This window comes from Mesorhizobium sp. WSM4840 (assembly GCF_055811755.1).
This window is the reverse complement of the sequence record NZ_JBVVQD010000006.1, coordinates 244,291-270,006: the sequence shown is the minus strand read 5'-3', so window position 1 is coordinate 270,006 and position 25,716 is coordinate 244,291. Positions and strand designations below refer to the sequence as shown.

The 25,716-nt window shown below is 62.6% G+C and carries 27 protein-coding genes; 19 read left to right on the top strand and 8 right to left on the bottom strand.

Features of this window, described 5'->3' with window-relative positions; translation table 11 throughout:
- Positions 1-32 precede the first annotated feature (32 nt).
- The 10 genes from AC0L3I_RS11700 (at position 33) to AC0L3I_RS11655 (ending at position 9,346) form a co-directional block, all read left to right on the top strand.
- Entirely contained in the window at positions 33-731 is a 699-nt protein-coding gene (locus tag AC0L3I_RS11700; RefSeq protein WP_473527007.1) for a carboxypeptidase regulatory-like domain-containing protein, read from the top strand.
- Positions 732-821: 90 nt separating this feature from the next.
- A complete protein-coding gene (locus AC0L3I_RS11695) occupies positions 822-1,958 on the top strand; it encodes a metallophosphoesterase family protein (RefSeq protein WP_473526992.1) in 1,137 nt (378 codons plus the stop codon).
- Positions 1,959-1,987: 29 nt separating this feature from the next.
- A complete protein-coding gene (locus AC0L3I_RS11690; RefSeq protein WP_123148005.1) occupies positions 1,988-2,449 on the top strand; it encodes a c-type cytochrome in 462 nt (153 codons plus the stop codon).
- Between the two features lie 157 nt (positions 2,450-2,606).
- Positions 2,607-4,043 (top strand): cbb3-type cytochrome c oxidase subunit I, encoded by a 1,437-nt coding sequence (locus AC0L3I_RS11685; RefSeq protein WP_473526991.1) that lies wholly within the window; start codon positions 2,607-2,609, stop codon positions 4,041-4,043.
- Positions 4,040-5,725, top strand: coding sequence for a cbb3-type cytochrome c oxidase subunit II (locus AC0L3I_RS11680; RefSeq protein WP_473526990.1), 1,686 nt, complete (start codon positions 4,040-4,042; stop codon positions 5,723-5,725). Before AC0L3I_RS11685 ends, AC0L3I_RS11680 begins: the two co-directional genes overlap by 4 nt.
- Positions 5,726-5,728: 3 nt before the next feature.
- On the top strand, positions 5,729-5,905 hold the full coding sequence (locus tag AC0L3I_RS11675) for a hypothetical protein (RefSeq protein ID WP_404282276.1): 177 nt from the start codon (positions 5,729-5,731) through the stop codon (positions 5,903-5,905).
- Entirely contained in the window at positions 5,877-6,086 is a 210-nt protein-coding gene (locus AC0L3I_RS11670; RefSeq protein ID WP_473526989.1) for a hypothetical protein, read from the top strand. Before AC0L3I_RS11675 ends, AC0L3I_RS11670 begins: the two co-directional genes overlap by 29 nt.
- Before the next feature lie 169 nt (positions 6,087-6,255).
- Positions 6,256-6,378, top strand: a complete 123-nt coding sequence (locus tag AC0L3I_RS11665; protein WP_280178825.1) for a hypothetical protein — start codon at positions 6,256-6,258, stop codon at positions 6,376-6,378.
- A gap of 56 nt (positions 6,379-6,434) precedes the next feature.
- Positions 6,435-7,163 carry a sulfite exporter TauE/SafE family protein gene (locus tag AC0L3I_RS11660; protein WP_473526988.1) on the top strand — a complete coding sequence of 243 codons (729 nt, stop codon included), beginning with the start codon at positions 6,435-6,437 and terminating at the stop codon, positions 7,161-7,163.
- A gap of 56 nt (positions 7,164-7,219) precedes the next feature.
- On the top strand, positions 7,220-9,346 hold the full coding sequence (locus AC0L3I_RS11655; protein ID WP_473527006.1) for a heavy metal translocating P-type ATPase: 2,127 nt from the start codon (positions 7,220-7,222) through the stop codon (positions 9,344-9,346).
- Between the two features lie 8 nt (positions 9,347-9,354).
- Here the strand turns inward: AC0L3I_RS11655 and AC0L3I_RS11650 are convergent, their stop codons facing one another.
- The 4 genes from AC0L3I_RS11650 to AC0L3I_RS11635 form a co-directional block, all read right to left on the bottom strand.
- Positions 9,355-10,623 carry an FCSD flavin-binding domain-containing protein gene (locus AC0L3I_RS11650; protein WP_473526987.1) on the bottom strand — a complete coding sequence of 423 codons (1,269 nt, stop codon included), beginning with the start codon at positions 10,621-10,623 and terminating at the stop codon, positions 9,355-9,357.
- The gene (locus AC0L3I_RS11645; RefSeq protein ID WP_473526986.1) at positions 10,620-10,934 is read right to left on the bottom strand and encodes a c-type cytochrome; all 315 of its coding nucleotides are present in this window, start codon (positions 10,932-10,934) and stop codon (positions 10,620-10,622) included. The genes AC0L3I_RS11650 and AC0L3I_RS11645 overlap by 4 nt, the downstream gene beginning before the upstream one ends.
- 90 nt (positions 10,935-11,024) lie before the next feature.
- Positions 11,025-11,351, bottom strand: coding sequence for a thiosulfate oxidation carrier complex protein SoxZ (gene soxZ, locus AC0L3I_RS11640; protein WP_254019927.1), 327 nt, complete (start codon positions 11,349-11,351; stop codon positions 11,025-11,027).
- A gap of 15 nt (positions 11,352-11,366) precedes the next feature.
- On the bottom strand, positions 11,367-11,813 hold the full coding sequence (locus AC0L3I_RS11635) for a thiosulfate oxidation carrier protein SoxY (RefSeq protein ID WP_473526985.1): 447 nt from the start codon (positions 11,811-11,813) through the stop codon (positions 11,367-11,369).
- A gap of 763 nt (positions 11,814-12,576) precedes the next feature.
- Between AC0L3I_RS11635 and AC0L3I_RS11630 the strand changes: the two genes are divergently transcribed.
- The 6 genes from AC0L3I_RS11630 (at position 12,577) to AC0L3I_RS11605 (ending at position 20,056) form a co-directional block, all read left to right on the top strand.
- Positions 12,577-13,518, top strand: coding sequence for a hypothetical protein (locus AC0L3I_RS11630; RefSeq protein WP_473526984.1), 942 nt, complete (start codon positions 12,577-12,579; stop codon positions 13,516-13,518).
- A gap of 210 nt (positions 13,519-13,728) precedes the next feature.
- Entirely contained in the window at positions 13,729-14,589 is an 861-nt protein-coding gene (locus tag AC0L3I_RS11625) for an FAD binding domain-containing protein (protein ID WP_473526983.1), read from the top strand.
- The gene (locus AC0L3I_RS11620; RefSeq protein ID WP_126107184.1) at positions 14,589-15,065 is read left to right on the top strand and encodes a (2Fe-2S)-binding protein; all 477 of its coding nucleotides are present in this window, start codon (positions 14,589-14,591) and stop codon (positions 15,063-15,065) included. The genes AC0L3I_RS11625 and AC0L3I_RS11620 overlap by 1 nt, the downstream gene beginning before the upstream one ends.
- Before the next feature lie 2 nt (positions 15,066-15,067).
- The gene (locus AC0L3I_RS11615) at positions 15,068-17,332 is read left to right on the top strand and encodes a xanthine dehydrogenase family protein molybdopterin-binding subunit (RefSeq protein ID WP_473526982.1); all 2,265 of its coding nucleotides are present in this window, start codon (positions 15,068-15,070) and stop codon (positions 17,330-17,332) included.
- Complete coding sequence (locus AC0L3I_RS11610) at positions 17,332-17,577, top strand: MoaD/ThiS family protein (RefSeq protein WP_473526981.1); 246 nt, start codon at positions 17,332-17,334, stop codon at positions 17,575-17,577. The genes AC0L3I_RS11615 and AC0L3I_RS11610 overlap by 1 nt, the downstream gene beginning before the upstream one ends.
- Before the next feature lie 316 nt (positions 17,578-17,893).
- Positions 17,894-20,056, top strand: coding sequence for an adenylate/guanylate cyclase domain-containing protein (locus AC0L3I_RS11605; protein ID WP_473526980.1), 2,163 nt, complete (start codon positions 17,894-17,896; stop codon positions 20,054-20,056).
- 39 nt (positions 20,057-20,095) lie between these two features.
- Here AC0L3I_RS11605 and AC0L3I_RS11600 read toward each other — a convergent pair whose 3' ends face one another.
- Entirely contained in the window at positions 20,096-20,608 is a 513-nt protein-coding gene (locus tag AC0L3I_RS11600) for a YHS domain-containing (seleno)protein (RefSeq protein WP_473526979.1), read from the bottom strand.
- 14 nt (positions 20,609-20,622) lie between these two features.
- Positions 20,623-21,210 carry an ankyrin repeat domain-containing protein gene (locus AC0L3I_RS11595; protein ID WP_473526978.1) on the bottom strand — a complete coding sequence of 196 codons (588 nt, stop codon included), beginning with the start codon at positions 21,208-21,210 and terminating at the stop codon, positions 20,623-20,625.
- A gap of 335 nt (positions 21,211-21,545) precedes the next feature.
- Between AC0L3I_RS11595 and AC0L3I_RS11590 the strand changes: the two genes are divergently transcribed.
- The 3 genes from AC0L3I_RS11590 to AC0L3I_RS11580 all read left to right on the top strand — a co-directional run bounded on the left by AC0L3I_RS11590 (position 21,546) and on the right by AC0L3I_RS11580 (position 23,405).
- On the top strand, positions 21,546-21,902 hold the full coding sequence (locus AC0L3I_RS11590) for an ArsR/SmtB family transcription factor (protein WP_473526977.1): 357 nt from the start codon (positions 21,546-21,548) through the stop codon (positions 21,900-21,902).
- Positions 21,886-22,389, top strand: a complete 504-nt coding sequence (locus AC0L3I_RS11585; RefSeq protein ID WP_473526976.1) for an SRPBCC family protein — start codon at positions 21,886-21,888, stop codon at positions 22,387-22,389. The genes AC0L3I_RS11590 and AC0L3I_RS11585 overlap by 17 nt, the downstream gene beginning before the upstream one ends.
- A gap of 200 nt (positions 22,390-22,589) precedes the next feature.
- The gene (locus tag AC0L3I_RS11580) at positions 22,590-23,405 is read left to right on the top strand and encodes a class I SAM-dependent methyltransferase (RefSeq protein WP_123150947.1); all 816 of its coding nucleotides are present in this window, start codon (positions 22,590-22,592) and stop codon (positions 23,403-23,405) included.
- 197 nt (positions 23,406-23,602) lie between these two features.
- Here the strand turns inward: AC0L3I_RS11580 and AC0L3I_RS11575 are convergent, their stop codons facing one another.
- The gene (locus AC0L3I_RS11575) at positions 23,603-24,022 is read right to left on the bottom strand and encodes a DOPA 4,5-dioxygenase family protein (RefSeq protein ID WP_473526975.1); all 420 of its coding nucleotides are present in this window, start codon (positions 24,020-24,022) and stop codon (positions 23,603-23,605) included.
- Between the two features lie 116 nt (positions 24,023-24,138).
- Positions 24,139-25,695: a serine hydrolase gene (locus AC0L3I_RS11570; RefSeq protein ID WP_473526974.1), complete on the bottom strand. Its 1,557-nt coding sequence runs from the start codon at positions 25,693-25,695 to the stop codon at positions 24,139-24,141.
- Positions 25,696-25,716: the final 21 nt, after the last annotated feature.

The following is a 25,716-nucleotide window of genomic DNA, read 5'->3' as shown; positions in this document are numbered from 1 at the left end:
AGGAGGTGGCGTCTGTGACGATTCGCGAATTGATGAGCGGGCTGGCGGCGATCGCTTTCGTTGCGACAATGTCCGCGCCAACGCAAGCCTACGAAGAGAGTCCGGTCACGGGAGGCGGAACGATCGAGGGTACGGTCGTCTACCGCGGGGACGTGCCGACAACAAAGATCATCCCCACCAAGGATGTCGAGGTGTGCGGGGCCCCCCGCGAGGAGCCGCTGATCGAGGTCGGAGGCGATCAGGCCGTGCTGAACGCGGCGCTGTACCTAGTCGACGTGGCAAAGGGAAAAGCCTGGCCGGAGCCCGGCAAGCCGCCTGAGCTTAACAACCTCAAATGCCGCTTTGAACCCGCGGTTCAGATGATACCGGCCGGTTCGCTGGAGGTGGTCAACAGCGACCCAATGCTCCACAACACCCATGGCTATTATGGCAAGCGCACCGCCTTCAACCTGGCGCTGCCCAATAAGGGCCAGCGCATACCCGTCGAACTGAAGCGCGCCGGCACAGTCCGCATCGACTGCGACGCGCATGGCTGGATGGAAGGCTGGGTCTATGTGGTGGACAATCCCTACTACGCGATCACCGGCGCCGATGGCAAGTTCAGCATCCCCGATGTACCGCCTGGGGACTACAAGCTCGTGGCGATCCACCCCTTCACCGGACCCATCGAGCAGCCCGTAACGGTAGAGGAGAATAAGGCCACCAGTCTGACGATTGAACTGAAAAAATAAGAAAATGGGCGACCCACTGATGCAACAGGGTCGCGTTCCTGTGAGAAGACCGACGCTTTAAGAAACGGTCTGCACTGAGGAGGAAACCTGATGTCTGACGAGCTTGACCGCATTCGGCGCGAAATGCATGCGGTGCTGCAGCCGCCTGGAGTGCGCCCCGACGACTCGCTGCAAATCACCCGTCGCACCTTTATTCACAGATCGCTGCTGTTCGGCGCCGCTTCCGTCGGCCAGACCTTCGCGTGGTGGCCGCTGCTCAACACCATCGACGTTGCTCACGCCGCCGAAGCGCCCTTCAAGTTTGCCTGGATTTCGGACACCCATCTCTACGAGAGATCCCTCAACACGCGCTTCGTCGACAAGGTAGTGCGCGCCGTGCAAGAGGTCCAGGCCATGGATCCGCCGGCCGACTTCCTGATCTTCGGCGGCGACCTGGCCCAACTCGGAAAGATCGAGGAACTCGAGCTTGGCGTCGATCTCCTCAAGGATCTGACGATCAAGAAGTACTACATCCCGGGCGAGCATGACTGGTATCTGGATATGGGCAAGAAGTGGGGCGAGTTGTTCGGCCAGCCCAACTGGACCTTCGACCACAAGGGCGTGCGCTTCATCGGGCTCGATACGGTCAGCCGGGGACCGGACTACTGGACAGTGAAGAAGATGACGCCAGAGGAGCGCATGGGCCATATGGCGACCCTCGACGGCACGGTTGCCGGCGCGTGGGCAGGCGTCGGCCCCGACCAACTCGACTGGATGCAGAAGACGCTCGCTGACTGGGATAAGTCCAAACCGATCGTCATCTTCAGCCATAATCCGCTCTACGAGTACTACCCGCCCTGGAACTTCTGGGTGCGCGACTGGCGCGAAGTGAATGAGGTGCTGAAGCCTTATACCAAGGTCACCAACATCCATGGTCACGTCCACCAGGTACTCTATAACGAGATCGGGTCCATGCGCTCGATCGGCATGCTGGCGACCTCCTGGCCCTGGCCCTATGCCCCGGAGGGCGTGCCCAAGCTCACCAAACCAATGATCCGGGCCGACCCCGGCGATCACTTCGATGGGGTTGGCTGGGAAACCGTGAACGTGAACGCCGACGACAAGGTCGACGTCGAGTATATCATGTGGGGCCGCAAGGAGGTTTTCGTTCAGTCGGACCCGGATTCCTCGCTTAGTCAGCCCGAGAAGTTGCGACCGCGAATGGCCGACAATATGTGGCCATACTAAGGGAGGGCCATACTAAGGGAGGAATGGCGATGACAATCAGAGCGATTCTCGGCACGTTGTGCCGTCCGTTCTCCGTCGCTGCGATTGCGGTGGTCGCCGTCGTAGTCGGCCCCAGCAGTGCCCACAAGGCACCTCACACACCGGAGCAGTTGAAACTATTCGACGAGGTGCTCATGGAGGAGGTCAGGAAGGGCGACCTCTTGTTCCATGGCGATGCGGCGACCGCCAAACAGATGAACGTCGTCCTCTCCAAGACGGGAATGGCCTGCGCAATGTGCCATCCCATGGCCTCCGACACCCACCCGCAGTCCTACCCGAAGTTCCAGGTTGAAATCAACAAATTCGCGACGCTACGCGACATGATCAACTGGTGCATCGAGAAGCCCAATCAGGGCGAAAAGATCGAGTTCGATTCGGAGGCAATGAAGGCCTTGGAAGCGTACATCCTCTGGTCGAACGCCGGCTCGGTGTTAGTCCCCGGCAAGCATTAGTTCTTTTCGGCTTGGAGCGGGCTGCATAGCGAAGATTTGCGCGGGAAGATATCTGAAACCGGCCGCCGGCATCGGGTGGTTCTCGATGCCGGTAAAGTTTGGAGTTGAGTCCTGAAGATGCGCGCGGCTCAAGCGCGCGTGATGGAAGAGGCGCGCCGTGGCAGAGACATTGCGTGGCAAATTTGCCGGCATCGACCTGGATGAACTGGTCGACTGGCCGGTTGTGCGAACTTGGCTCTATTGGGGCATGTTCTGGCTCTTGGTCACACCGTCGATCGGCGTGGCGCTGTCGGGCCTCTTCAATTATCCCGATTATCTAGGCACTGCCAACCTGGGACTGACCTTCGGCAGGTTACGGCCGGTCCACGTCAACGGCGTCATCTTTGGCGCGTTTTCCTCCCTCTTCATCGGCGAATGCTACTACTTGGTGCCGCGCCTCTGCGGTGTGCGGGTGCCCTGGCCGCAATGGGGCGTACCGCTGGCCTGGCTGTGGAATGTCTCCGTGGCGGCGGCGCTCATCTCGTTGCCGTTCGGCGAAAACCACGGCCTCGAAGCGGGCGAGTTCCCGCTGTTCGCGAAAATCCCGATCTTCCTCGTTGTCGCCGCGGCGACCGCACAGTTCCTGATCACCATCGCCCGACGTCTCGAGCCACCACTTTATGTCGCACTCTGGTATCTGATCGGGGCTTTCGTCTGGACGACGATGAATCTCGTACTGGGCATCATCCTGCCCTACACGATTTCTGGCATAAACAGCGCGGCCTTCCACGGCCTCTACCTTCACTACATCGTCGGATTGTGGATCACGCCGGCGGGTTACGTGCTGATCTACAATTTTTTGCCGATCAGCGTGGGCAATCCGATCTATGGCCACAAGCTCTCGCTTGTCGGCTTCTGGTCCCTCGCCCTATTCTACCCCTTTGTCGGCATCCATCATTATCTTTACAGCCCGATCGCCGATTGGGCCGAGACGATCGCGATCGTCACCTCCATGCTGCTGATCATTCCGGTGTGGACGGTGCTGGTGAACTTCTTCGGCACGGTGAAAGGCCGCTGGGACGCCTTCGGCAAGAACCTCCCGGCGAAATTCCTGATCATGGGCGCACTGATGTACCTGGCAGGGTGTTTCCAGGGCTCGACGGAGGCTTTGCGCTCGATCCAACAGCCGACCCATTTCACTGATTTCGTCATCTCGCACTCGCACCTCACCGTGTTCGGGACGTTCGTGGTCTGGGCAATGGGCGGTCTGGTCTATGTCTGGCCGCGGGCGTGCGGGCGCGAGCTTTGGTCGTTCACAATGGGCAATTGGGCATTTTGGCTGATTACCGTCGGTATCTCCACCATGGGCCTGGTGCTGACCGCCGCCGGACTGCAGCAAGGCTTCCAGTGGATGGCCGGCACCGAATGGCTCGACACGGTGATCTCGATGCGACCCTATTGGCTGGTGCGTACCGTGGGTGGCATAACCATGGATATCGGGATGACGCTTCTCGTCATTAATCTGATGATGACGGCGCTGACCCGCCCCGCCGAAGTGGCGGAAGGTCCGGCATTCGGTGTGGCACCGGTTCCGGCTGGCGGGGCGAACCGATGAGCGCTCGATTCGTTACGCTGGTAGCCGGCATCTTTTTCTTCTTCGCCGCCCTCGTCACGCAAGGCTTCCTACCATTTTTCGAACCCTCGGCGCGAACCAACCGGGTGACCGCCGTGGTCCGCACCGATTTCGGCCAGCTCAAATGGATGATGACTGAGGCCACCGATTACACGCCGCTGCAACAGCACGGTCGCGACGTGTATCTGCGCGAAGGTTGCTGGTATTGTCATTCCCAGTACGTGCGCCCGGTGACCGGCGAGACACGCCGCTGGGGTCCGGTGACGGAGTCAGGCGAATTCGCCTACGACGTGCCACATCTGTTCGGCACGCGGCGCATCGGACCCGATCTGATGCGGGTCGGACTTAAGTTCAGCGACGAGTGGCATCTTGCCCATTTCTGGAATCCGCGCATGCTCTCCCCGGATTCGATCATGGCGCCGTATCGCGGACTGTTCGACGAGCCCGAGCAGCCGGTCAAGATCGTCGATGATGGGGCCGGCAATCGTACGCTGGAAAGGACGCCGGTTTCCGAGGGGCTGTTCGACTTCGCTAGCAAGGAGCAGATCAGGCTCACGCCAAACGCTGACGGGCTCCTGTTCGTCCCGCTGGAGGCGCGTGGCAAGGCTCCAGTCATTGTGATACCAAACGAGGAATACAAAGGCGATGCGGTCAAGATCGCCGCGGAGACGCAAGACCTGGAAGCCCTCATCGCTTATGTCCAGAAGCTCGGCATGGACCGCGGCAAGTGGCGCGATCTTTTTGAACCGCAGCAGCTTGAAGTGACCGAAGTCACATTCCCGCGTTCGAGTGAATGGATCGCCCATGGCCGCGAGGTCTATGAGCGGCGATGTCTCGGTTGCCACGGCCTGAATGGAGACGGCAATGGGCCTGCTGCGACCTTCCTTCACATACAGCGCCCGCGAAGCTTCGCGGCTGCTGTGTTCAAATTCCGGCTGACCAAGGAACCACTACCGACTGACGGTGACCTCCTGCGCACGATCACCCGCGGGGTACGCGGCACGGCGATGCCGGCCTGGTATGAACTGCCTCTCACGGATCGGCTCGCTGTCATCCAGTACATCAAGTATGAGCTGGCCGTGGACCGCTCCGATCCGGCCCAGCCTTATGCATTCTTCATCGAGGAGCCACCTGGCCCTCCGCTCTACATCGCAAAGCCGCCCACCGTTTCCCAGGCAATCCTCGAGCGCGGCAAGGAAGTGTGGCAGATCGCAAAATGCTGGGAGTGCCATGGTCAAGGCGGAAAGGGCGATGGCCAGAAGGCTGCCGGGCTGAAGGACGATCTCGGTTTTGGCATTGTGCCGGCCGACCTCACCGGCGGCCAGTTCAAGTCGGGGACAGCGGTCGAAGACATATTCCGCACCATGACGACCGGGTTGAGCGGCACCCCTATGCCCTCCTATCGGGACTCGTTGCCCGAGGAGGACCGCTGGGCGCTCTCGTATTACGTCCTCGCACTTTCGGCCTATAAAGACCCGCTCACATTGCAGGCGCTGACGATCAGCGACACGGATCGCGCGGCGCTTAATGATCTGACGCTGGAGGCGGCTTCTCCGGACAAGGCCTATGTTCCGGGCGGGGTGCCGGCGCAGAACACTTCTGAACTCGGCGAAGAGAACGGCGGATCGGTGACCGAGAAACAAAATGCTGCCGAAGGAGGCTGAGTTATGCTCGGATTTGAGGTCACCGGACCCTACGTGAGCGCGTTGCTTATGAGCCTTGGTGCGCTCTGTGTCTTTATTTGGGGCGTGCTTTCAGGCGCCTTCCACGGCGCCGATGAAGCGGCCACCAGATTCTACGAAAGGGAAGCGGAAAATGACAACGCCAAGCACACAGCAGAGTGACGGTCCGTCTCACGGTTCGGACCCCGACCACGAGATGGAGGAGTACGCCGGCGGCACCGTCCAGTCGCGACACGGGTATATCCCGATATGGCTGCTGGTCGTCTACGCGGTTCTTTTCGTCTGGGCGCTCTATTACGCCTACCTTTATTGGGGCGGAGTCGGACCGGGAAGGATCGGCTAGAGAGCACGGTCGCGCACGCCAGGTGATGGCTGACGAGTTGAGTGAAGGAGCAGGAGATGCTGATAGCCAAGATCGTAATGGGTTTAGCGATTCTGAATCTTTTCCTACTGGCCTCCGCGCTCGCTATGAACGTTGCCCTTGCTTATTTCGGCTGACCAGGAGGAGGCGTATGCTTGCAGATACCGTTTTCTCGTTCGCAAATGCGAGCCCGTACCAAGCGATCGCCTTTATCGGCGGCGCGATAGCCCACATCGCCTTCTTCGTATGGGTGGCGTACCTCGTGCGCCATTAGCGGCGCGGAGCAACACCTCTGGTTGATCGAGCGATGCGTCGGCAGGAGGTCTGCCAATGACCTATTATCTCGTGATCTTCGCCGCTGGGTTCGCGGGCAGCTTTCACTGCATCGGCATGTGCGGCGGCTTTGCCTGCGCGCTGGGCCACGATCAGCGAGGGGGAGGCGCAACCGTCCTTCGCCACCTGCTCTATAATACCGGCCGATTGACAACCTATTGCTTTCTGGGCGGGCTCGCAGGCGCGCTCGGTCAAGTCATCTGCACCACGCAGGATCTAACGGCGGCGCCGCTCTTGAACGGCTCCCTCGACATCGCCCAACGAATTCTCGCGATTGGCGCTGGCCTGCTCATGATTGCCATGGCGTTGCAGTTCTTCGGTTTGCTGCAGGTCTTTCATCGCCTTGCCATCGGATTTGGCCGCAGCACATTTGCAGTGTCCCTGCGCAGCCTGCTGACAGCCCGGAGCAGCGCCGCACCGCTTGCCTTTGGTGTGTTCAACGGCTTCCTGCCATGTCCCCTCGTCTATGCCTTCGCCGCCCAGGCGGCGAGCACCGCTGGAGCGCTTCCCGGGTTTCTCGTCATGGCATCGTTCGGACTGGGAACCTTCCCTGCGATGTTGATGATGGGCGGCGTCGGCCGGATACTCGGGCCAGCCTGGCGGCTGCGCGGCGTGCGGCTGGCTGGTGGCTTTATTCTTTTGCTTGGTCTCATCACGCTTGGCCGTGGTCTCCTGCCCTCGGACGCGCATATCGGCCTTGCTTGGCTGGGCGGACATCCCGCATGACTGCGCATGGCGATATCCTGTGTAGCCATTGCTCGCTGCCCGTCGGCGTGCGCCCGATGGAGCGCAGGCTCAACGCTGAGGCTTGCGCGTTCTGCTGCTACGGCTGTTGCATCGCCTTTCAGGTGAAGAGCGGCAGACACGAAGAGTGGGAGGCCGCCTGGCTGCTGATCCAGCTCGGCGTGGGCGGCTTTCTCTCCATGAATATCATGATGTTCAGCCTCCTCCTCTATTCGGACGCTTTCACCGGCGCCGACGCGGACGTGCTGCCGTGGATTCATCTTGTGCTCTGGATCTTCGCGACGCCGGCGGTGCTGATTCTCGGCAGCCCCTATTTTCGTGAAATGTGGCTCGATGGTATTCAGGGACGCGTGACATCATCAGCACTCATCGTGCTTGGCGTCGCTGCCGCCTATCTTTATTCGGCATTTGCCGTGTTCGAGGGCAGCACACATGTCTATTTCGACACCGCCGTGATGGTGCTGATGCTGTTCACCGTTGGCCGCTATCTCGAGGCCGTTGGCCGCGCCAGGGCGGCGCGCGACCTCGAACCGCTCCTCGCCGCCGAAAGCGAGAGCGCAACAGTTGTCGATGGCGCGGCAGAGATCCGCCGCCCAGTGCGGGAGGTGACGGCCGGCATGCTGGTGCGGGTCCGGCCAGGCGAGCGCATTCCAGTCGACGGCGTGGTTGTCGAGGGGGAATCGAACATCGATGAAGCCGTGATCACCGGAGAAAGCCGGCAAGTGACAAAGGGCGCCGGCTCCAAGGTGATTGCCGGCAGTATCAATATCGACGGCCCGCTCCTGATCCAAAGCAGCGGTGACGGAACCGCAACCCGCTGGGCACAGATTTGCCGGTCGGTGCGCGAGGCGCTCAGCCGTCGCAGTCCAACCCAACGCCTTGCCGATCGCGTCGTTGGCGTGGCCGTGCCGCTCGTCCTCGCCCTCGGCGGGCTGACGTTCGTTTACTGGGCGCAGTCATTGCCGTTCGATCGGGCGTTGCTGATTGGCCTCTCGGTACTGGTGGTTGCCTGTCCGTGCGCCGTAGGCCTGGCCGCTCCGATGGCGACATCGCTCGGCATTGGCCGGCTGGCGCGACACGGCTGCCTCGTCCGCGACCCCGGCGTGCTCGAGACCCTCGCGCGTGTCCGGTTGCTCGCCTTCGACAAGACCGGCACTTTGACGGCGGGCAAAGCGCGTCTCGTCGGCGTCGACTGCGAGGAGGTCGGCATCGACGAAGTACTGGCGCGCGCCGCCGGTCTGGAGCGCCTTTCCGAGCATGGTCTGGCGCGGGCCATCGCGGCAGCCGCCGCTCAGCGGGGCATCACGCCGCTCGTCACCCGCGATGTCCGGACGGTTCCCGGCCGTGGCATCCGCGGCAGCGCCGAAGGCCGGCCCGTGGCGGCAGGGAACGGCAGATTGATGAATGATCTGGGCTGGCCGCTTCCCCCGTCGCTGGCCGAGCGTGCGCGGTCGCTGGAGGCGAGCGGTCATTCGGTGGTCTATGTCGGTTGGGGCGAGCAGGTTCACGCCGTGCTGTCGCTCGATGATTCACCGCTTCCCGAGGCGCAGGCCGCGATCGCGGCCCTGCGTGAGCGCGGGCTCGACGCCACGCTGTTGACCGGCGACTTGGCGCAAGCGGCGGAGCGGATTGCGGCCCTGGTCGGGATCAAGGACGTCCAAGCGGGCCTTTCGCCGGAGGCCAAACGGCTGGCCCTGGATCGGCTCCGCCATGATCACGGTTCGGTGGCGATGGTCGGCGATGGACTGAATGACGGGCCGGGCCTAGCCGCCGCAGATGTCGGTATCGCCGTCGGCTCCGCCACCGATCTCGCCCGCGAGACTGCGGCGCTCGTGCTGCCTGCGGACGGATTGTGGATGTTGCCCTGGATCGTCGACGTGGCCCGCGCGGTCCGCAGGACCATCTTGACCAACCTTATGTGGGCGTTCGGCTACAACCTCGTCGCGCTGACGTTCGCAGCATTCGGACTTCTGCAGCCAATCCTTGCGGCGGCGATCATGGCCGGCTCGAGCATCCTCGTGGTGGTGAATTCGCTGCGGCTGGAGCGGCTGCCCGATCCTGTTCCAGCGCTGATCCCGGAGCAACGATCCGGCACCAAGGCGGAGCGTACCCACAATGACGCCGGCATATCCGCAATGGCCGGCCCAGCCGTCGAGCGGAGTTGAGTTTCGTTTCAGCCAAACACGTCGTGCGTGAAGGCATCATACCAGCCTTCCGCCGCGCGCGCAGCCTGCCGGCGGACCTCGGAGCTTTCCTCGACCTTGCTGACGAAGCTGATGACGCTCTTGAGCTTCCCGTCGACGGGCTTGAAGCTGATGGCGTTGCTGAACGCATCGTCGGGGGCGAGATGGGTGTAGCAAGTGTTGAACAAATGCGCCGGGAAACGCGCTGATCCGGTGAGATCGGCCGCGATGGCAAAGGCGCAGGCTTTGGCCTGGCTGTTGGCGCAGAAGGCGGATTTCGGCATATCCCCGCCGATGATCGCGTCACCGACCAGATGGATGCCGGGCTGCAGCTCCGATTCGAAGGTGACGGGATCGACCGGACACCAGCCCGACCGATTGGCGAGCCCCGCCTGCTGCGCCAAGCGCCCTGCCATTTGCGCCGGGATGACATTGGCCACCGCGGCCTTGAATGTTGCTCCCGCGGTGATCACCGACCGGGTCTTCGCGTCGATTGCTGTGACCCCGCCGGTGAACTGGGCCGGTAGCCATTCGATCATTCCCGGATAATGGCGGTTCCAAGCATCCTGGAACAGGTCCTGCGCGTTGAAGCTGTCTTTCGCATCGAGGATCAGAATTTTGGCCTTGGGTTTGCGGCGCTGGAAATAGGATGCGACGAGCGAAGCGCGCTCGTAGGGGGCGGGCGGACAGCGAAACGGATTCGGCGGAGCAACGAGCACGAACAGCCCGCCGTCCTCCATGCTTTCCAGTTGCTGGCGCAACAGCATGGTTTGCTGCCCTGCATTCCAGGCGTGCGGCATGATCTCCATCGCCGCATCGTCATAGCCCTCAAGCGCCCGGTCCCTGAATGCGATGCCCGGCGCAACAACGAGACGGTCATAGCTGAGCTTCGAGCCGTTGTTCAGCGCAACGGTTTTCGCCGCCGGGTGAATCGCCGCGGCGGACTCATGAATGACGGTGATGCCGTATTGCCTTGCCAGCGCTTCATAACCATGGCCGAGCGATTCGAACGGTCGTAGCCCGGCGAGATAGAGATTGCTGAAAAAGCAGGTCGTGTAGCTCTGCCGCGGTTCGACCAGGGTCACGTCGACGGCCGTGGCGCTGGAGGCGAGATATTTGGCGACCGTTGCGCCGCCGATGCCGCCGCCGACCACGACGACACGCGCCTTGGCCTGGCCCCGCGCCTTCGGCTGGTTGAGCGCCGTTAGCAACGCTGCTCCCGTCAGGCGGCCGAACTCGCGACGCGTCCAGGATTTCATCGCGGGTTACTTCCCTGCTTCGCGACATAGCGCGCGACGCTCGCGATCTCCTCTTCGCTGAGCGACAGCGCGATAGCGTGCATGATGTGATTTGAACTCTCGCTCGCCCGGTAGGCAAGCAGGGCGTTGGTGAGCCTCTCCTCACCAAGCCCGATGATGCTGGGAATGCCTGTGCCGCCGCCATCGAGACGATGGCAGGACGCACAGGTCGCGGCGAGTTGAGCGCCTTGATCGGCCTCCGCCGCCGCGCCGGATTGGCTGACGAGCAGCACGAGGCCCGTGGCAATCGCAGATCTCGCGACGGGGCGCATGCTGAATACCCGTCTGTTTCGGAGTTTTCCGGTCACGCTCCCACTCAACTTGTCACGCCATAATTCGCGCAGCTCGATTGCGCCGCCACCTCAACCGACCGTGAACTGGTGCGACAACATATAGACGGCACCGCCATCTTCTTCCCAAACGAAATCGAGCCGGCCGCTCTCCGTCGCGCGCAAGGAAAATTCGAAGAACGGATTGGCCGAAATCGCCTCGTGGAGATCGACACTGAACACCACGGTTTCGTTGTAGCGGCAGACAAACTTGTTGATGATCTTGCGCGGGATCACGTTGCCTTGATCATCATGGCGTAGCCCTGTTTCCATCTCATGGCTGATGATGGTCTTGACCTGAAAAATCTCTCCCTTCGCCGCGGCGCTCGGCACGATCACGCGGGGTGTCGGGGTGGTCACTGTCTCTCTCCGATCTCAGGCACAGCCATCCGTGGCGACACGGACCCACGTCGTGGTCATCAGCAAGACGCCGTCATTCATTTCAGCGACAGCGACGACGTGTTGCGGTTTGGCAAGCCGGATGCGTGTCGACACGCGAGGTAGACTGCGTTGCGGGACGAAATGGAAACTGGCGACTTCGATAAGCGGGTTCCGCGGCGCGAACACGCGCATCTGCCTCACATGGTCGGCCTCGGTCATGGGGCTGTCGATGTCGAGACTCATGGGCACGGTGTAGCCGGTCGGGAAGTCCGCCGGCATAATCAAATGAAGGCGATCTGACATCGTGGCCTTCCGTCCGATGAGTTGCTCGACGAGATCCAACGCTTCATCGTTCGCACGCGCGCTCGGCGGCGAGAAGAGCGCGACTCCGGCAAATCCCGCACTCCCGGCGATCAAAACATCGCGGCGCGTCAAGCTCATCGTCCCGGTCTCCAAACCTGCCACCTCTAGGCCACTCCAAGAACACATCGGCGGCGGGGCGGCGCACTCGGACACATCAGTGCGGCAGCTTCTACCAAATTTAGCACCGACACCCGCTGGGAGCAATCTCGCGGAAGTGCCCATGGACGCCCTTGAAACCAATGCATTCTGTTCAACAACGATATTCAACTTGCACGATGGAGTTTGCGGCGGGCCGAAAACCAATAGAAGCGTTGGAAGTTGCTGCTCGACCGCTTCCGGCGAGAGATATCTGGTCGCCATCGGCCTGCTTGGCACAAATGGATAGCCTCGGTACGCCGTCGGAACCGTCAATGCGAGCGAGTTCCTGATTGCCCTTTCGGTCTCGTTGAGATTCCTCGCCAGGATTCTTACCGGCCGTTGGGAGCACGCCAGCGGATTCCGCGACTACCTAACTTCAGCTGCCGGCCTGATTGCTGGAGGCGTTTTTTGCGGCACCGCTGTCGGGATAGATGGTCAAGGCATCGCGGGAAAGGACGCTCTTGCGGGTTGTCGGATCTCTGATCACACTCTTGGCGGGCTATCAGATGCTCGAATTAACTGGAGCGCTCGAACCGCGCCAGCGCAATGTCTGATTTACGAGCATGCGCGACATTCATGATAAGGCTGAAAAAGGACGGGTTAGGGTCATTTCCGGATGTTGACGCCCCCTACGAACATGTAGGCGTTGAAGCGGAATGGTATTAGTCTGCGCGGTCTGGGGCTTCAGGGACGCGGCAAACGCATGGATTTCAGTACTTTCTCAGGCCAAGGCTATTTCCTCATCGGCGGCCTCATCCTGGTCGGTGCCGGGCTTCTGATCCTTTCGCTGATCGTCAATGCTCGTGTGGCACACAATGTGCGCCACGACATACGCCATCGTGAAAAGCTGCTGGAATATTATCGCAACATCTTTTCCCAGCTCGGGGTGATCCTGATCGGAATTGGCGTTTCCCTGTTCATCTTCTTTTTTCAGCAGAATTATCAGGACCAGCGCAAACGCGAAACGGAGCTGCAGCTGGCTCTCGCCAAACTGGCCGCACGCATTGCTCGCGGCGCCGCCGTCGTCGAATACCTTGGCGAATTCGATGCGCTGCTGGATGATGGCGGGCCTTACATCAGCCCGGAGCTCGGTGGAACGAATGCCGCGATCAGCGCGCACGGGGCGGAACTCGGCAAGCAGGTCGCCCAGATCCTTCTGGTTGAGCGCGACGTTGAGGTTCAAGCCTTCGATATCCTGAACCTATCGCGCGATTTCGAGGCATCGTTCGTCGTCAACGAACTCGATCCCGCGCTGTGGTTCAACATCGTCCGGGATGAGAGCGAGATCAAATATGCCACCACTCAGCTCGCCCTCGACTACAAGGACCTGCAGGATGCGATCGGCGGAGACTCGATCGCGGTTGCGATCGCAAATCCTGAAAAGCAGCGAAAGATCAAGCAGGAGGTGCTCGACATCTTTTATGATGCCGACCTCTTGCGCCAGCGCAGCCGGAGACTTCTCGGCCGTGCGTGCTGGCTTTTCAGCAAGGGGCGCAGCTTCGTCAATCTTGGACCGGTCAACGAGATCGAAGCCGATGCCAGGTCGCACCAGGAATGGATCGATCGGTCGAAACGCTTCCTGACGCAGTTGAAGTCGGGAAGCGGCGATTGCTTCAAATTGCTCCAGTTCGGCCCGGCGCCCTGAGTTGAGAACGCGCCGGCAAAAGGCCCGCCGCCCTGCGGCTCCAGGGCTCAGACTCAGTCAGCTGGCTACCGCCGATGGCCGATATGGGGAGGAATGTTGCCATTTGTCTTGCGGCACCTGGCCTAATCGCTGCTGATGCAGAACCGGATGACCATTCCGATCCAAGGCTCTATAACAGGCCGACAGAATTGCGATGATCAAGGGGAGACGATGCGCTACATACGTCCGCTTTCAATGGAAGATGCCGTTGGCCACTTGGCCGGCTCGTCTGGCACGGCCGCCATTCTCGCCGGAGGCAGCGACCTCCTGGTGAGGATGAAAGGCGGCTTTATCGAGCCAGACCTTATCGTCGATATCAAGGCGATCGACGGACTGGGCGAGATCAGGGAAACGGCGGAGGGCTTCGGCATCGGTGCGGCGGTCTCGTGCGCCCTGATGGGCGAGAGCGCGGCCTTGAAGAGGGAATGGCCGGGCGTAGTCGAAGCGGCCAAGCTGATTGGCTCGAAACAGGTGCAGGGACGCTGCACAATCGTCGGCAATCTTTGCAACGCCTCGCCGGCCGCCGACAGCGTGCCGGCGCTGGTGGCCGCCGGCGCCAGGGCATTGATCATCGGGCCAGGAGGCAGGCGCACGGTCGCGGTAGAGGCAGTGCCGACCGGGCCTGGCAAGACGTCGCTCGCCAAGGGAGAAATCATCGAGGCGATCCTGCTCGACAGGCGCGCGCCGCGCTCCGGCGATGCCTATCTGCGTTTCATTCCACGCACGGAGATGGACATCGCCGTAGTCAGCGCCGGGGTGAACCTGACGCTCGATGAGCAAGGTGTCGTCAAAGCGGCCCGCGTGGCGCTGGGCGCCGTGGCCGCGACGGTGCTGCTGGTCGAGGAGGCCGCCGATGCCCTCATCGGCAGGAAGCTGGACGAAGCCGCGCTGGAGCGGCTCGCCAAGGTCTGCTCGGGGGCCTGCCGGCCCATCGACGACAAGCGCGGCACCATCGAATTCAGAAGGAAAGTTGCGGGTGTGCTGGCCAGGCGGGCCGCCATGACCGCCTATGCACGTGCAGGAGGCAAATGATGGCCGGTGTAGCAGTCTCAACGACAATCAACGGCGACAATTTCGAGTACCTTTGCCAACCGGACGAGACGCTGCTCGATGTGCTGCGCGACCGCCTCGGGCTGACCGGCGCCAAGGAAGGCTGCGGCACCGGCGACTGCGGCGCCTGCAGCATCATCCTCGACGACCGGCTGGTGTGTTCGTGCCTGGTGCTTGGCGCGGAGGCTGAAGGCCGGCGCGTCGAGACCGTCGAAGGCATGGCGCATGGCGACACGCTGCATCCGCTGCAGCAGAAGTTCCTTGAGCACGCAGCACTGCAATGCGGCATCTGCACGCCGGGCTTCCTGATCGCCGCGAAGGACCTTTTGGCCAAGAACCCCGACCCGACCGAGGAGGAAATCCGCTTCGGCCTCGCCGGGAACCTCTGCCGCTGCACCGGCTATGACAAGATCGTGCGCGCCGTCCAGGACGCGGCAAGCGTGATGAAGGGAGCATGACGATGAATTTCGATCCACGTTTCGCGGGGCGCAATTTCACCTCGGTCGGCACCCGCCCCATCCGTCCCGACGGCGTCGACAAGGTGACGGGCCGCGCGCGCTACGGCGCGGACTTCAACATGACCGGCCAGCTGGTCGGGCGTGTTCTGAGAAGCCCGCACGCCCACGCCACGATCAGGAAGATCGACACCTCGAAGGCGGAGAAACTCCCCGGCGTGAAGGCAGTGATCACCGCCGCCGACCTGCCCGACCTCACCGATGGCGATTCCGCCATGTACGACATCCTCGACAACTGCATGGCGCGCAAGAAAGCGCTCTATGACGGCCATGCGGTGGCTGCGGTCGCCGCGGTCGACGCCCGCACCGCTAGGCAGGCGCTGAAGTTGATCGAGGTCGACTATGAAGTGCTGCCGCATGTGACCGATGTCGACGAGGCGATGAAGCACTCGGCGCCCGTGCTCAACGACGCCATCTTCACCGAGGGCCTCGAGGAAAAGCCCGCCAAGCCGTCCAATGTCACCAAGCGCACCCAGTACGGCCATGGCGACGTTCATCAGGGTTTTGGACAGGCCGATTACGTCGTCGAACGCTCCTTCAAGACCGAGCAGACGCACCAGGGCTATATCGAGCCGCATGCCTGCGTGGCCAATGTCAGCTCGGACGGCACTGCCGACCTCTGGGTCTGCACGCAGGGCCATTTCGTCTACCGCCAGCACTGCGCCCAACTGCTTGGTATGGAAGCTTCCAAGCTTCGCGTCACCTCCTCGGAGATCGGCGGCGGTTTCGGCGGCAAGACCCATGTCTGGGCCGAGCCGGTGGCGCTGGCACTGTCGCGCAAGGCCGGCCGGCCGGTCAAGCTGGTGATGACGCGCGACGAGGTGTTCCGCGCCTCGGGGCCGACCAGCGCCACCTCGATCGAGGTCAGGATCGGCGCCCGCAAGGACGGCACGATCACCGCGGCCGAGGCGACGCTACGCTACTCCTGCGGCCCCTATGCCGGCATGTGGGCCGAGATCGGCGCCATGACCGCGTTTGCCTGCTACAGGCTCGAGAACGTCAAGACCGTCGGCTACGAAGTGCTGGTCAACCGGCCGAAGACCGCGGCCTATCGCGCGCCATCGGCGCCGATGGCGGCGTTTGCGGTGGAAAGTGCCGTCGACGAGCTGGCCAAGGAGATCGGCATGGATCCGGTCGAGTTCCGCATCAGGAACGCCGCCCAGGAAGGCACCAGATCGTCCTACGGCCCGGTATACGGCCCGATCGGCATCGGCCCGACGCTCGAGGCGGCGAAGAACCATCCGCACATGAAGGCACCGCTAGGCAAGAACCAGGGCCGCGGCATGGCTTGCGGCTTCTGGTTCAACTTCGGCGGCCAGACCTGCACCGACCTCAACATCGGCATGGACGGCTCGGTCTCGCTTGCCGTCGGCACGGTCGATGTGGGTGGTTCCCGCGCGTCGTTGTCGCTGGTGGCGGCGGAGGAACTCGGCATCGCCTACGAGCAGGTCAAGGCGGTGGTGGCTGACACCTCCAGCCTCGGCTACAACGACATGACGGACGGCAGCCGCGGCACCTTCTCCTCCTCTATGGCGACGATCTCGGCCGCCCGCAACGCCATCAAGATCCTGCGCGAGCGCGCCGCGCAGATGTGGGACATTCCCGTCGACGACGTGGTCTGGGAAAAGGGCCACGCCATCGCCAAAGGCGAGAAGTACGGCAACCTTGCGGCGCTGTCGCTGAAGGAGATCGCGGCCGCGTCCGGCAAAACGGGCGGGCCGATCGCCGGCCACAGCGAGCTCGTCGCCGACGGCGCCGGCGTCTCCTTCGCCACCCATATCTGCGATATCGAGGTCGATCCGGAGACCGGCGCCACCAGGGTCCTGCGCTACACAGTCGTGCAGGACGCCGGCAAGGCGGTGCATCCGACCTACGTCGAGGGGCAGTACCAGGGCGGTGCGGCGCAAGGCATCGGCTGGGCGCTCAACGAAGAGTACATCTACGGCAAGGACGGGCGGCTGCAGAACCCCGGCTTCCTCGACTACCGCATCCCGGTCTGCTCGGACCTGCCGATGATCGACACGCAGATCCTCGAGATCCCCAATCCCAACCATCCTTACGGGGTGCGTGGCGTCGGCGAGACCTCGATCGTGCCGCCGCTGGCGGCGATCGCCAATGCGGTGTCGAACGCCGCAGGCGTGCGGATGACGCATATCCCGATGTCGCCACCGCGCATCCTGGCGGCGATCGAGGCGGAACGGGGAGGCTGATGGTCGAAGTAACGCTCTGGGGATCGCTCGGCGCAATCGCCGGAGGCAAGAGCAAGGTCGAGATCGAGGCGAAGGATATCCGGGAGCTGTTCAGGAAGCTGGCTGAGCAGTATCCCGGCTTCGAGCCCTTGATCGATCGCGGGATTGCTGTGGCGATCGATGGGACAATTTATCGGGATACGTGGTCGAAGGAGCTGCCGCAGGGGGCGGAGATTTTCCTGCTGCCGCGGTTGGCTGGGGGGTAGGTGAGGTCGTCGGCATTGCCTAGCATCAAGGTCTCGAACATCGTGGATTGGCCGACAGCCGACCGGCAGTTTCTGGCGTCCAAAAAAGCGATAGCGGACATTCGATCCGGTAGGTCCGAGGTCCCTGACTGACCGGACCCTAAGCCGACCTTCTCACACAGAGATCGAAACGGCAGCGCTGACCACTACGTCCGCTAGTATCAACCTACAAACCGCGTCAATCTTTCAGCTCAATCTTCGGCGCACTCGCGTTTGCCAATGGTTCGGCGTAACCTCGCGTGGTTAGCCGTGTGGTCGCTCTCACGAAGGACTAGGTATGGAGCGTCGGCTCGCCGCCGTCCTAATCGCGGACGTCGTGGGCTATGGCCGCCTGAGCCAAGCCGACGAGGAAGGCACGCGTGCCCGCTTCCAAGCCGATCTGCGCGAGGTCTTCGAGCCGAGAATCGCCGCGCACCATGGCCGGCTGGTCAAGACCATGGGCGACGGGCTGCTGGTGGAGTTCCACAGCGTGGTCGATGCGGTGCGCTGCGCGGTTGAGGCACAGCGCGCCAAGTCCGAGCGCGACGTCGGCGTTGCGGCCGACCGTCGGCTTGCGTTTCGCATCGGCATCAATCTTGGCGACGTGATCGTAGAGGGCGACGACATCCACGGCGAGGGCGTGATCATTGCCGACCGATTGCAGACGATCGCCGATCCCAGCGGCGTGATGATCTCTGGCACCGCCTTCGATCAGGCCATTCACAAGGCCGATGTGGGCTTTGCCTATCTCGGTGAGCAACACGTCAAGAACATCGCCGATCCGGTGCGCGTCTATCGCGTCCTACTCGATGCTGGGGCAGCGGGAAGAGTTGTCGGCACAACGCGCAAGGCGGGCGCTCGGCTCCTGATCTTGGCAGTGGCTGGAGCGGTGTTGACCGCCGCCGTCGCGATGCTCGTGGTCTGGCAGATGTCTATGCCGCCTGAGCGGCCGTCCGTCGCCGTCCTGCCGTTTGCAAACCTGAGCGGCGACTCCGAACAGGAATACTTCGCCGACGGGATCACTGACGATCTCATCACCGACCTCGCCAAGCTGTCGGGACCGGTCGTCATCGCTCGCAATTCTGTCTTCACCTATAAGGGCCGGCCGGTCGTCGTGCAGGACATAGCGCGCGACCTCGGTGTCCGCTATGTGGTGGAAGGCAGCGTCCGGCGAAGCGGCGACCGGATCCATGTCAATGCTAAGCTCATCGATACGGCGACCGGCGACCATCTGGTGGCCGAGGAGTTCGACCGCAGCGCCTCGGATGTCTTCGCCGTGGAGGACGAAGTAGTCCGCCATATCGTCGAGGCTCTCGGGGTGCAGTCGACGGCGTCGGAGCAAGGTCAGTTGGCGCGGCCGCCGACCGCGAACCTCGAAGCCTATGACTACTATCTCCGCGGCGAGCAGGCGGAGAGAACCGGCCTGCTGCGGGAAGCGTTGCAGCTCTACGCGAAAGCGACCACGCTCGATCCCTCCTTCGCCGAGGCGCATGCGGCGGATGCGCGCACCGCGGTCTATGTCTGGCGCCTCGACTATGACAACGTTCTGCCAGGCCCCGTGGCTAGGAGACGGGCGTATGAGAAGGCCGGAAGCGCGCTGGCGCTGAACCCGGAATCCTCGCGGCCCTATGCCATCCTCGCCATTCTTCAGGTCGTGGATCGCCGATACGAGGAGGCACTCGCTTCCGCCGGGCGGGCCGTGGCGCTGGGGCCCAGCGACGCCGAGGCCCATGCGGCGCTGAGCCTCGTCCTCACTTTCGCCGGCCGCCACGCCGAGGCTGTCGCTGCAATCGAGACCGCGCAGCGGCTCAACCCCAGCCTCTCGACGAGCGAACGGCTGGTCGCGGGACTGGCGTTCCTATTGCATGGGGATTACGCCCGGGCGATTGAAACGCTGAAGCGCGCCCGCGCCGAGGCGCCGCGCCTCATCGATATTCATGCCTTACTCGCCGCAGCCTACGCTCGCGCCGGTCGTTTGAGCGAAGCCCGCGACGCGGCGGGGGAAGCCCGCCGTACCGTCCCCGTCACTTCCGTCGAGACCTGGCGCGTTCTCTATGCCCATTTTCGCAATGGTCAGGACCTCGAGCGCGTCCTCGAAGCCATGCGCGACGCCGGCCTTCCCGAATGGCCCTTCGACTTCCGCGGCGAGGATCGCGACAGGCTGAGTGGGGCGGATATCTCCCGCCTGGCCTTCGGGCGGACATGGCAGGGACAGACAGGCGCGGGCGATCCGGCTCTCCTGCAACTTGGCCGCGATGGCAAGACGGCTTTCCGGACCCCGACACAGATCGCAACCGGGACCGCCTTCGTCGATCGGGACATGCTGTGCGAGCAGAGCGAGAACGTGTTACTCGGGCGGCCCCGCTGCGGCCCGGTTTATCGGCGAACCCATGACCCGGGCAAGCCCGAATACACCTATGTCAACGCGTTCACGCTCTTCCATTTTTCGCCCGTCGAGTAGGTCCGCTGCCCGTCTCGACGTGGCACCTCGATCTGCGCATCACTGGAACCCGTCCTGCTCCAGCTGGGTCTCGATGGCGGGCCAATTCGCCTCGGCCTTTGCCAAGAGGTCGCTCGGGCGGGCCTTGAACTCGGCCATGAATTCCTTGCTGTAAGCCAGGTACAGCTTACCGCCGATGATCGCCCACGCTTCCGGATCGATATTGATCGTGGCACCATTGAAGGCCACTTCCCCGGTGCAATAGCCCCCGTATTGTGGCGCATACTTGGTAGGTTCACCGATGAAGAGCTCACGGTGCTTGCTGCTGGCGAACTGCCACGGCGTCCCCAGCCAGTCGTAGGAGAACTCCTCGGAGCCCTTCATCGCCCGGCCTTCGGTGAAGTAGGCAACCGGGTCGTAGCCCATGATCGCGACACCGCCGAAATAGCCGGTATTGACCTGGTCGGCGGCGAGGGCAGGAACGCAACTGACCATCAAGGCGATCGAGAATGTCGCTCCAAATGCTGATCCTCGAGTCGGGGGCACGCCGTACTTTTGGCTTGCTTCGCACATATTCCGTCCTCCGTTCAGTCACTCATCTCGATGCACAACGAGGCGCCTATCACCTCGGCGGGCGGGCAGGCCGCGCCGTGGCGCTTGAGCACCCGTATAATGTCTCTATGACCCTTGAAGCCGGCGCGCGTCACCGGCGTGTACCCGTGAAGACTCTCCGGCCGGCTGACATCGGCGCCGCGGGCGATCAGCAGCTCAAGCATGGCGACGCGGTTCTCTTCTACGGCGACCATCAGCGGTGTCACGCCCGCCTTGTTGGCAGCATCTTCGAGAACAGCGCCCTTGCCCAACAGCAGTTCTGCGATCCGCACGCTGCCCGAATACGCCGCCGCATGGAGCGGCGTGAAGCCCCCGGCGTTGCGCGCCATCACGTCGGCGCGTTTGCTGAGCAGCAGCTCCGCGACCGCCGGGTGATCGCTCAGCGACGCAGCGATCAGCGGCGTGGCTTGGTCGCGATCACGGCTGTCGACCTCGGCTCCGCTCGCCAGCAGGCGCTCGACTCTGGCCGTGTCGCCGGCCTTCACGGCGTCAAACAAGGACTCACCCGCGACGACACTCGCCGACGCGAGTAAGACAGCCACCACACACAGAATTCGAAACATGGCTGCGTCCTCGAAAGGCTAAATAGTTTACACCTCGGGCCTGCTTAGTGAAAGCGGCGATCGATTGGTTCTGGGTCAGCGCTCAAACATCAAAGTCCGTCGTCAGCAAGGCAGGCTGAATGACTGATATTAGGCCGTTAGCCGGCGGACTGCTTTCGGGGAGCAGGCGCTGAAAGCTGACATTCGTTCATCAGCGGCTCGAAGGTCCGCTTTTGACCCGCAGCAGACGATTTTTGCTGCCTCCCCGGTGGTGCATGGCCTCGAATGACCGGTCTACGGCAGGGAAGTTCGGGACGCTTGCGCTTCCTGCGCGAGCAGATTAGACACTGAACTATATGGTTCAGTATGTAAGTCCTCCCCTCGATCTCTCGTTCGCGGCGCTGTCCGATGCGACGCGCCGCGGGATCATCGATCAGCTTGGGCGAGGGGACGCGTCGATCACCAGTCTCGCGGATAAGTTCCAGATGACGCTGACCGGCATGAAGAAGCACGTCCAGGTTCTCGAGCAGGCGGGGCTCGTCGTCACGCAGAAGGTCGGACGGGTGAGAACCTGCAAGCTTGGGAAACGCGGCCTCAAGGCGGAGGCCGAGTGGATCGAGGCGCATCGCAAGCTCTTCGAGGCCCGCTTCGAAGCATTGGACGAAATCATCAGCGAAATGAAACAGGAGGGAACCGATGAATCAGCAAGTTAACAGTGCAGGTGGTGCGCAGAACCGCACGTCAGTCGAGCGCAGAGGGGATCGCGAACTCGTCGTAACGCGGACATTCAATGCGCCGCCGAGCACGGTTTACAGGGCGTGGAGCCAGCCCGAGCTGTTCCAGCGCTGGTGGGTGCCAAAATCGGCATCTGGCGTTTCGCTCGTATCGTGCGATATGGACGTCCGTACCGGCGGCAAATATCGGCTGGAATTCGGCGCCGGCGGTTCGGACACCATGGCCTTCTACGGCAAGTATCTCGAGGTGGTGCCGAACGAGCGCATCGTCTGGACCAACGACGAGGGCGAAGAGGGCGCGGTCACGACCGTGACCTTCGAGGACCAGGGCGGGAAGACGCTGCTGAACTTCCACGAAGTCTATCCGTCCAAGGATGCGCTTGAGGAAGCACTACAGGGCGGGGCGGCCGCATTGCCGGAGCAGCTGGAGCAGCTCGACGAATTGCTTTCCAGCATAGGCGAGTAGCGCGGGTCGGGAAACTCGCCTCGGGGGAACGTCTGCTCTTGGGAAGTGTCTCCACCGGCCTTTCCGGCCGGAGCGAAGGCGCAAAGCGGTAATTGATGTGCCGGGCGCAGGGGTCGCCACGGTTCAATTCACAGCCGCTGATCTTGACGCCGTCCGACCTTATGCGAAGCTGATATGGTCATTCGATCTGGGGGCAGTGAATGTCGTCATCGCATTATACGCATGGATCAAGTGAAGCCGAGCAGCAACGGCTGACGGCTTTAAACAAGCGTCTTAATCAACGATGTCTCGACGCTGCACAGCTGGTTGTTGGCGAGCGGGTCGTCGATTTCGGTGCTGGGTTAGGGCAGTTTTCGAGAATGATGGCGCGGGCCACCGGTGTTCCGGTCTTGGCTTTGGAGCGAAGCCCGGAGCAGATAGCGGAGGCGCTACGACAGGCCGACGCCGATGGGGATTTGGCATTTCTGGAGATGAGGCAGGGTGACGTGCTTGCTCCACTTCTTACCGACAACGAGCTTGGACAGTTCGACGTTGCTCATGCGCGGTTCGTTCTCGAGCACCTACCTGACCCGTTGCTGCTTGTTCGCAACATGGCCGGCGCAGTGCGACCGGGCGGACGGGTGATATTGTCAGATGACGACTATGATGGGCTGCGGCTCTGGCCCGAGCCACCGGGATTTGCCTCACTATGGCATGCCTATCAGCGAACCTACGACCGACACGGCAATGATCCAATCATCGGACGTCGCCTTGTTCAATTGTTGCATCAGGCCGACTTGCGTCCACGACGTATCACATTTGTCTTTTTTGGCGGATGCGCCGGCGAGCCTGACTTTGAGGCAGTTGTCCGGAACATTGCGAGCATCATCGATGAAGCGATGGACGATATCGTCGCTATCGGATTGCCTCGCCAATCCGTCACTGCGACGCTCGACGCCCTGATTGATTGGAGCAAGGAGCCGGACTCGGCCGTCTGGTTTGGAATGTCTTGGGCTGAAGCCGTTCGACCGGTCTAGTCGATGGGCCCTTGTGGTTCGTTTTGCCGTAACCAAGAGGTAGATTTCTGAACAGCGCGTCCGCTTTCGGTTGCCTCTGCCCTCGGGCGGAACGACTGAGATGCGGCGCAAAGCGGCCGGTCATGCCCGCCTGAACTGCACTGCAGGCACACGCGATTTCCGACGCCGAACCTCACATGCCGAACGGCGCCCCCTCCCTACGCCCTCAACGTCGGCTCCGTATTCACCTCCAGCGCCTCTTCCGCCTCATCCTCCTCGCCGAGAACCTCGCCGTGCACCCCCAGCGGGCGGCCTATCCAGATCGGGTCGACCAGATGGTCGCGCTTGGGGTTAGTGGTGTTCGGGTGGATGAGGATGCTCAGGCCGCCGTGGTTCAGCATCAGCCACGGAACGAGGGTAGCGAAAGCTCCGGTGGCGAACGAGACCTGGTACATGGCCTGCTCATGCGGGCCGACCGGCTCGTCGCGCCAGTTGCCCAGGCGCACGCGGAAACGTTCGCCGATGCGAAGGCGCAGCCATTCGGCATGCTGCCGCTCGGCCGGCCCGTCATAGTAGATATGGGCGTGATAGCTGGCGATCTCTGCGAGAGGCCTTGGAGTGGCGGCGTCTTCGTTCACCTTGATGCTCCCCTTCGATGATTACCGGCAGACCCGAAGCATGGAAGGTCGACCTTGTCAGGCAGTGTTGATGCCGCCTCTTGCCGGGGGATAACTGGACAAGCGTGATTTTGACACTAGTCACCCACGCGCGCCAGCGTGCCGAGATGATTGCCGTCGAGAAACTCTATCGTCATCGCCGACGCCTTGCCGTCGGGGCCGAGCACAAAGCTTACACCGGACGGCGCGTCCGGCGTCTCGGCGTCCGGGAAGGTCAGGAACAGGTCGCCGTCGAAATGCTTCAATGAATAGGACCGGGCGCCGGCCGGCCCGACCTTGAGCACAAGAGCGTCTCCCACAGTCGACACGACCGCATCGCCGATGAAATCGTTGGAATAGCGGCCTGCATAGGCACTGGCCGGTCCGGCCGGCCTTGCCGGAGACGGTGGTGCGGCATAGGTGGCCTTGGCCCCTGCGACTGCCGGGCCGAACAGACCCGCATAGGTATCGTCCCATGCCTTGACCCAATCCTTCTCGACCGTTCCATCAAAGACGAGGTCGGCGAAGCTGTCGGATAGACCTTCCGGCACCCCTGTCGAAAAGGCGTTGGCGACGATGACGATGCCTAGCTTCTCCTCCGGGAAGAGCGTCACCAGGGTGCGGGCGCCAACGCTGAAGGCGCCGGCATGACCCCAGCTCAGGCCGTGCCGGCCGAATTCGATGTTCCAGCCGAGGCCGTAGAAGGACTCGCCGCCGGAGACGGGGTTCTTGCCGCGCTCCATCAGCGGAACATGCGTCTGGTCCAGCGCGTCGGCTTTAATGAGGGTCTCGCCGGCATAGACCCCATTGCCGAGTACGAGGCGCACCCATTGCGAGAGATCGCGTGCCGTGGAGCTGACGCCGCCTGCGGGCGCCTGCGCATCCGGATCGCGCTTTACCTTCGCTGCCCAGACGCCGTCGATCTTGACGTGGAGCGCAGCGCGATTGGCGTGCTTAACGAAGTCCGCATGACGGGAGCTGGTCGAGACCATTCCAAGCGGACGGTAGAGCATCTCCTCGGCGACCTCCTCCCAGGACTTGCCTGTCGGCTTCGCGGCCGCGACGGCACCTTCGGTCAGTCCGAAATTGCTGTAGGAGTAGCCGGCACGAAAGCTCGACGATGGCGACACGAACCGCAGACGACGCAGGATCTCCGCACGATCGTAGCCAATGTCCTCGAGGTCGTCTCCGGCCGTGCCGGGAAGTCCACTGCGGTGCGAAAACAGGTCGCGGACCGTGAGTTCGCTGGTCGGATAGGGCTCGGACAGCCGGAAGGCCGGATCGAGATCGACGATTTTCGCATCCCAGGAAACGATGCGCTCGCTGACCAGCGCCGCCACGATCGTTGCGGAGACCGGCTTGGAGAGGGAGGCGATCTGGAACACCGTGTCCGCGTCGACGGCCTCCGGCTTGCCCGCCTCGCGATGCCCGAACCCCCTGAGGAAGACCACCTTGTCGTCATGCACGACCCCGATGGCGAGACCTGGTACGGCACCGTCCTTTACCACGCCTTCGGCGAGCAGTTCGAGCTTCGACAGGGCGGCAGTGATCCGCTCGGGCGTAACAGTATCGGCCGACGCCGCATGCGGCGAAAGCACCAAGACGGCGATGAAGGCCCACATCCCCCAACGGCGGAAATTCCGACCCAGCCCCACGCTCGAGCTCCCCCTATCCCC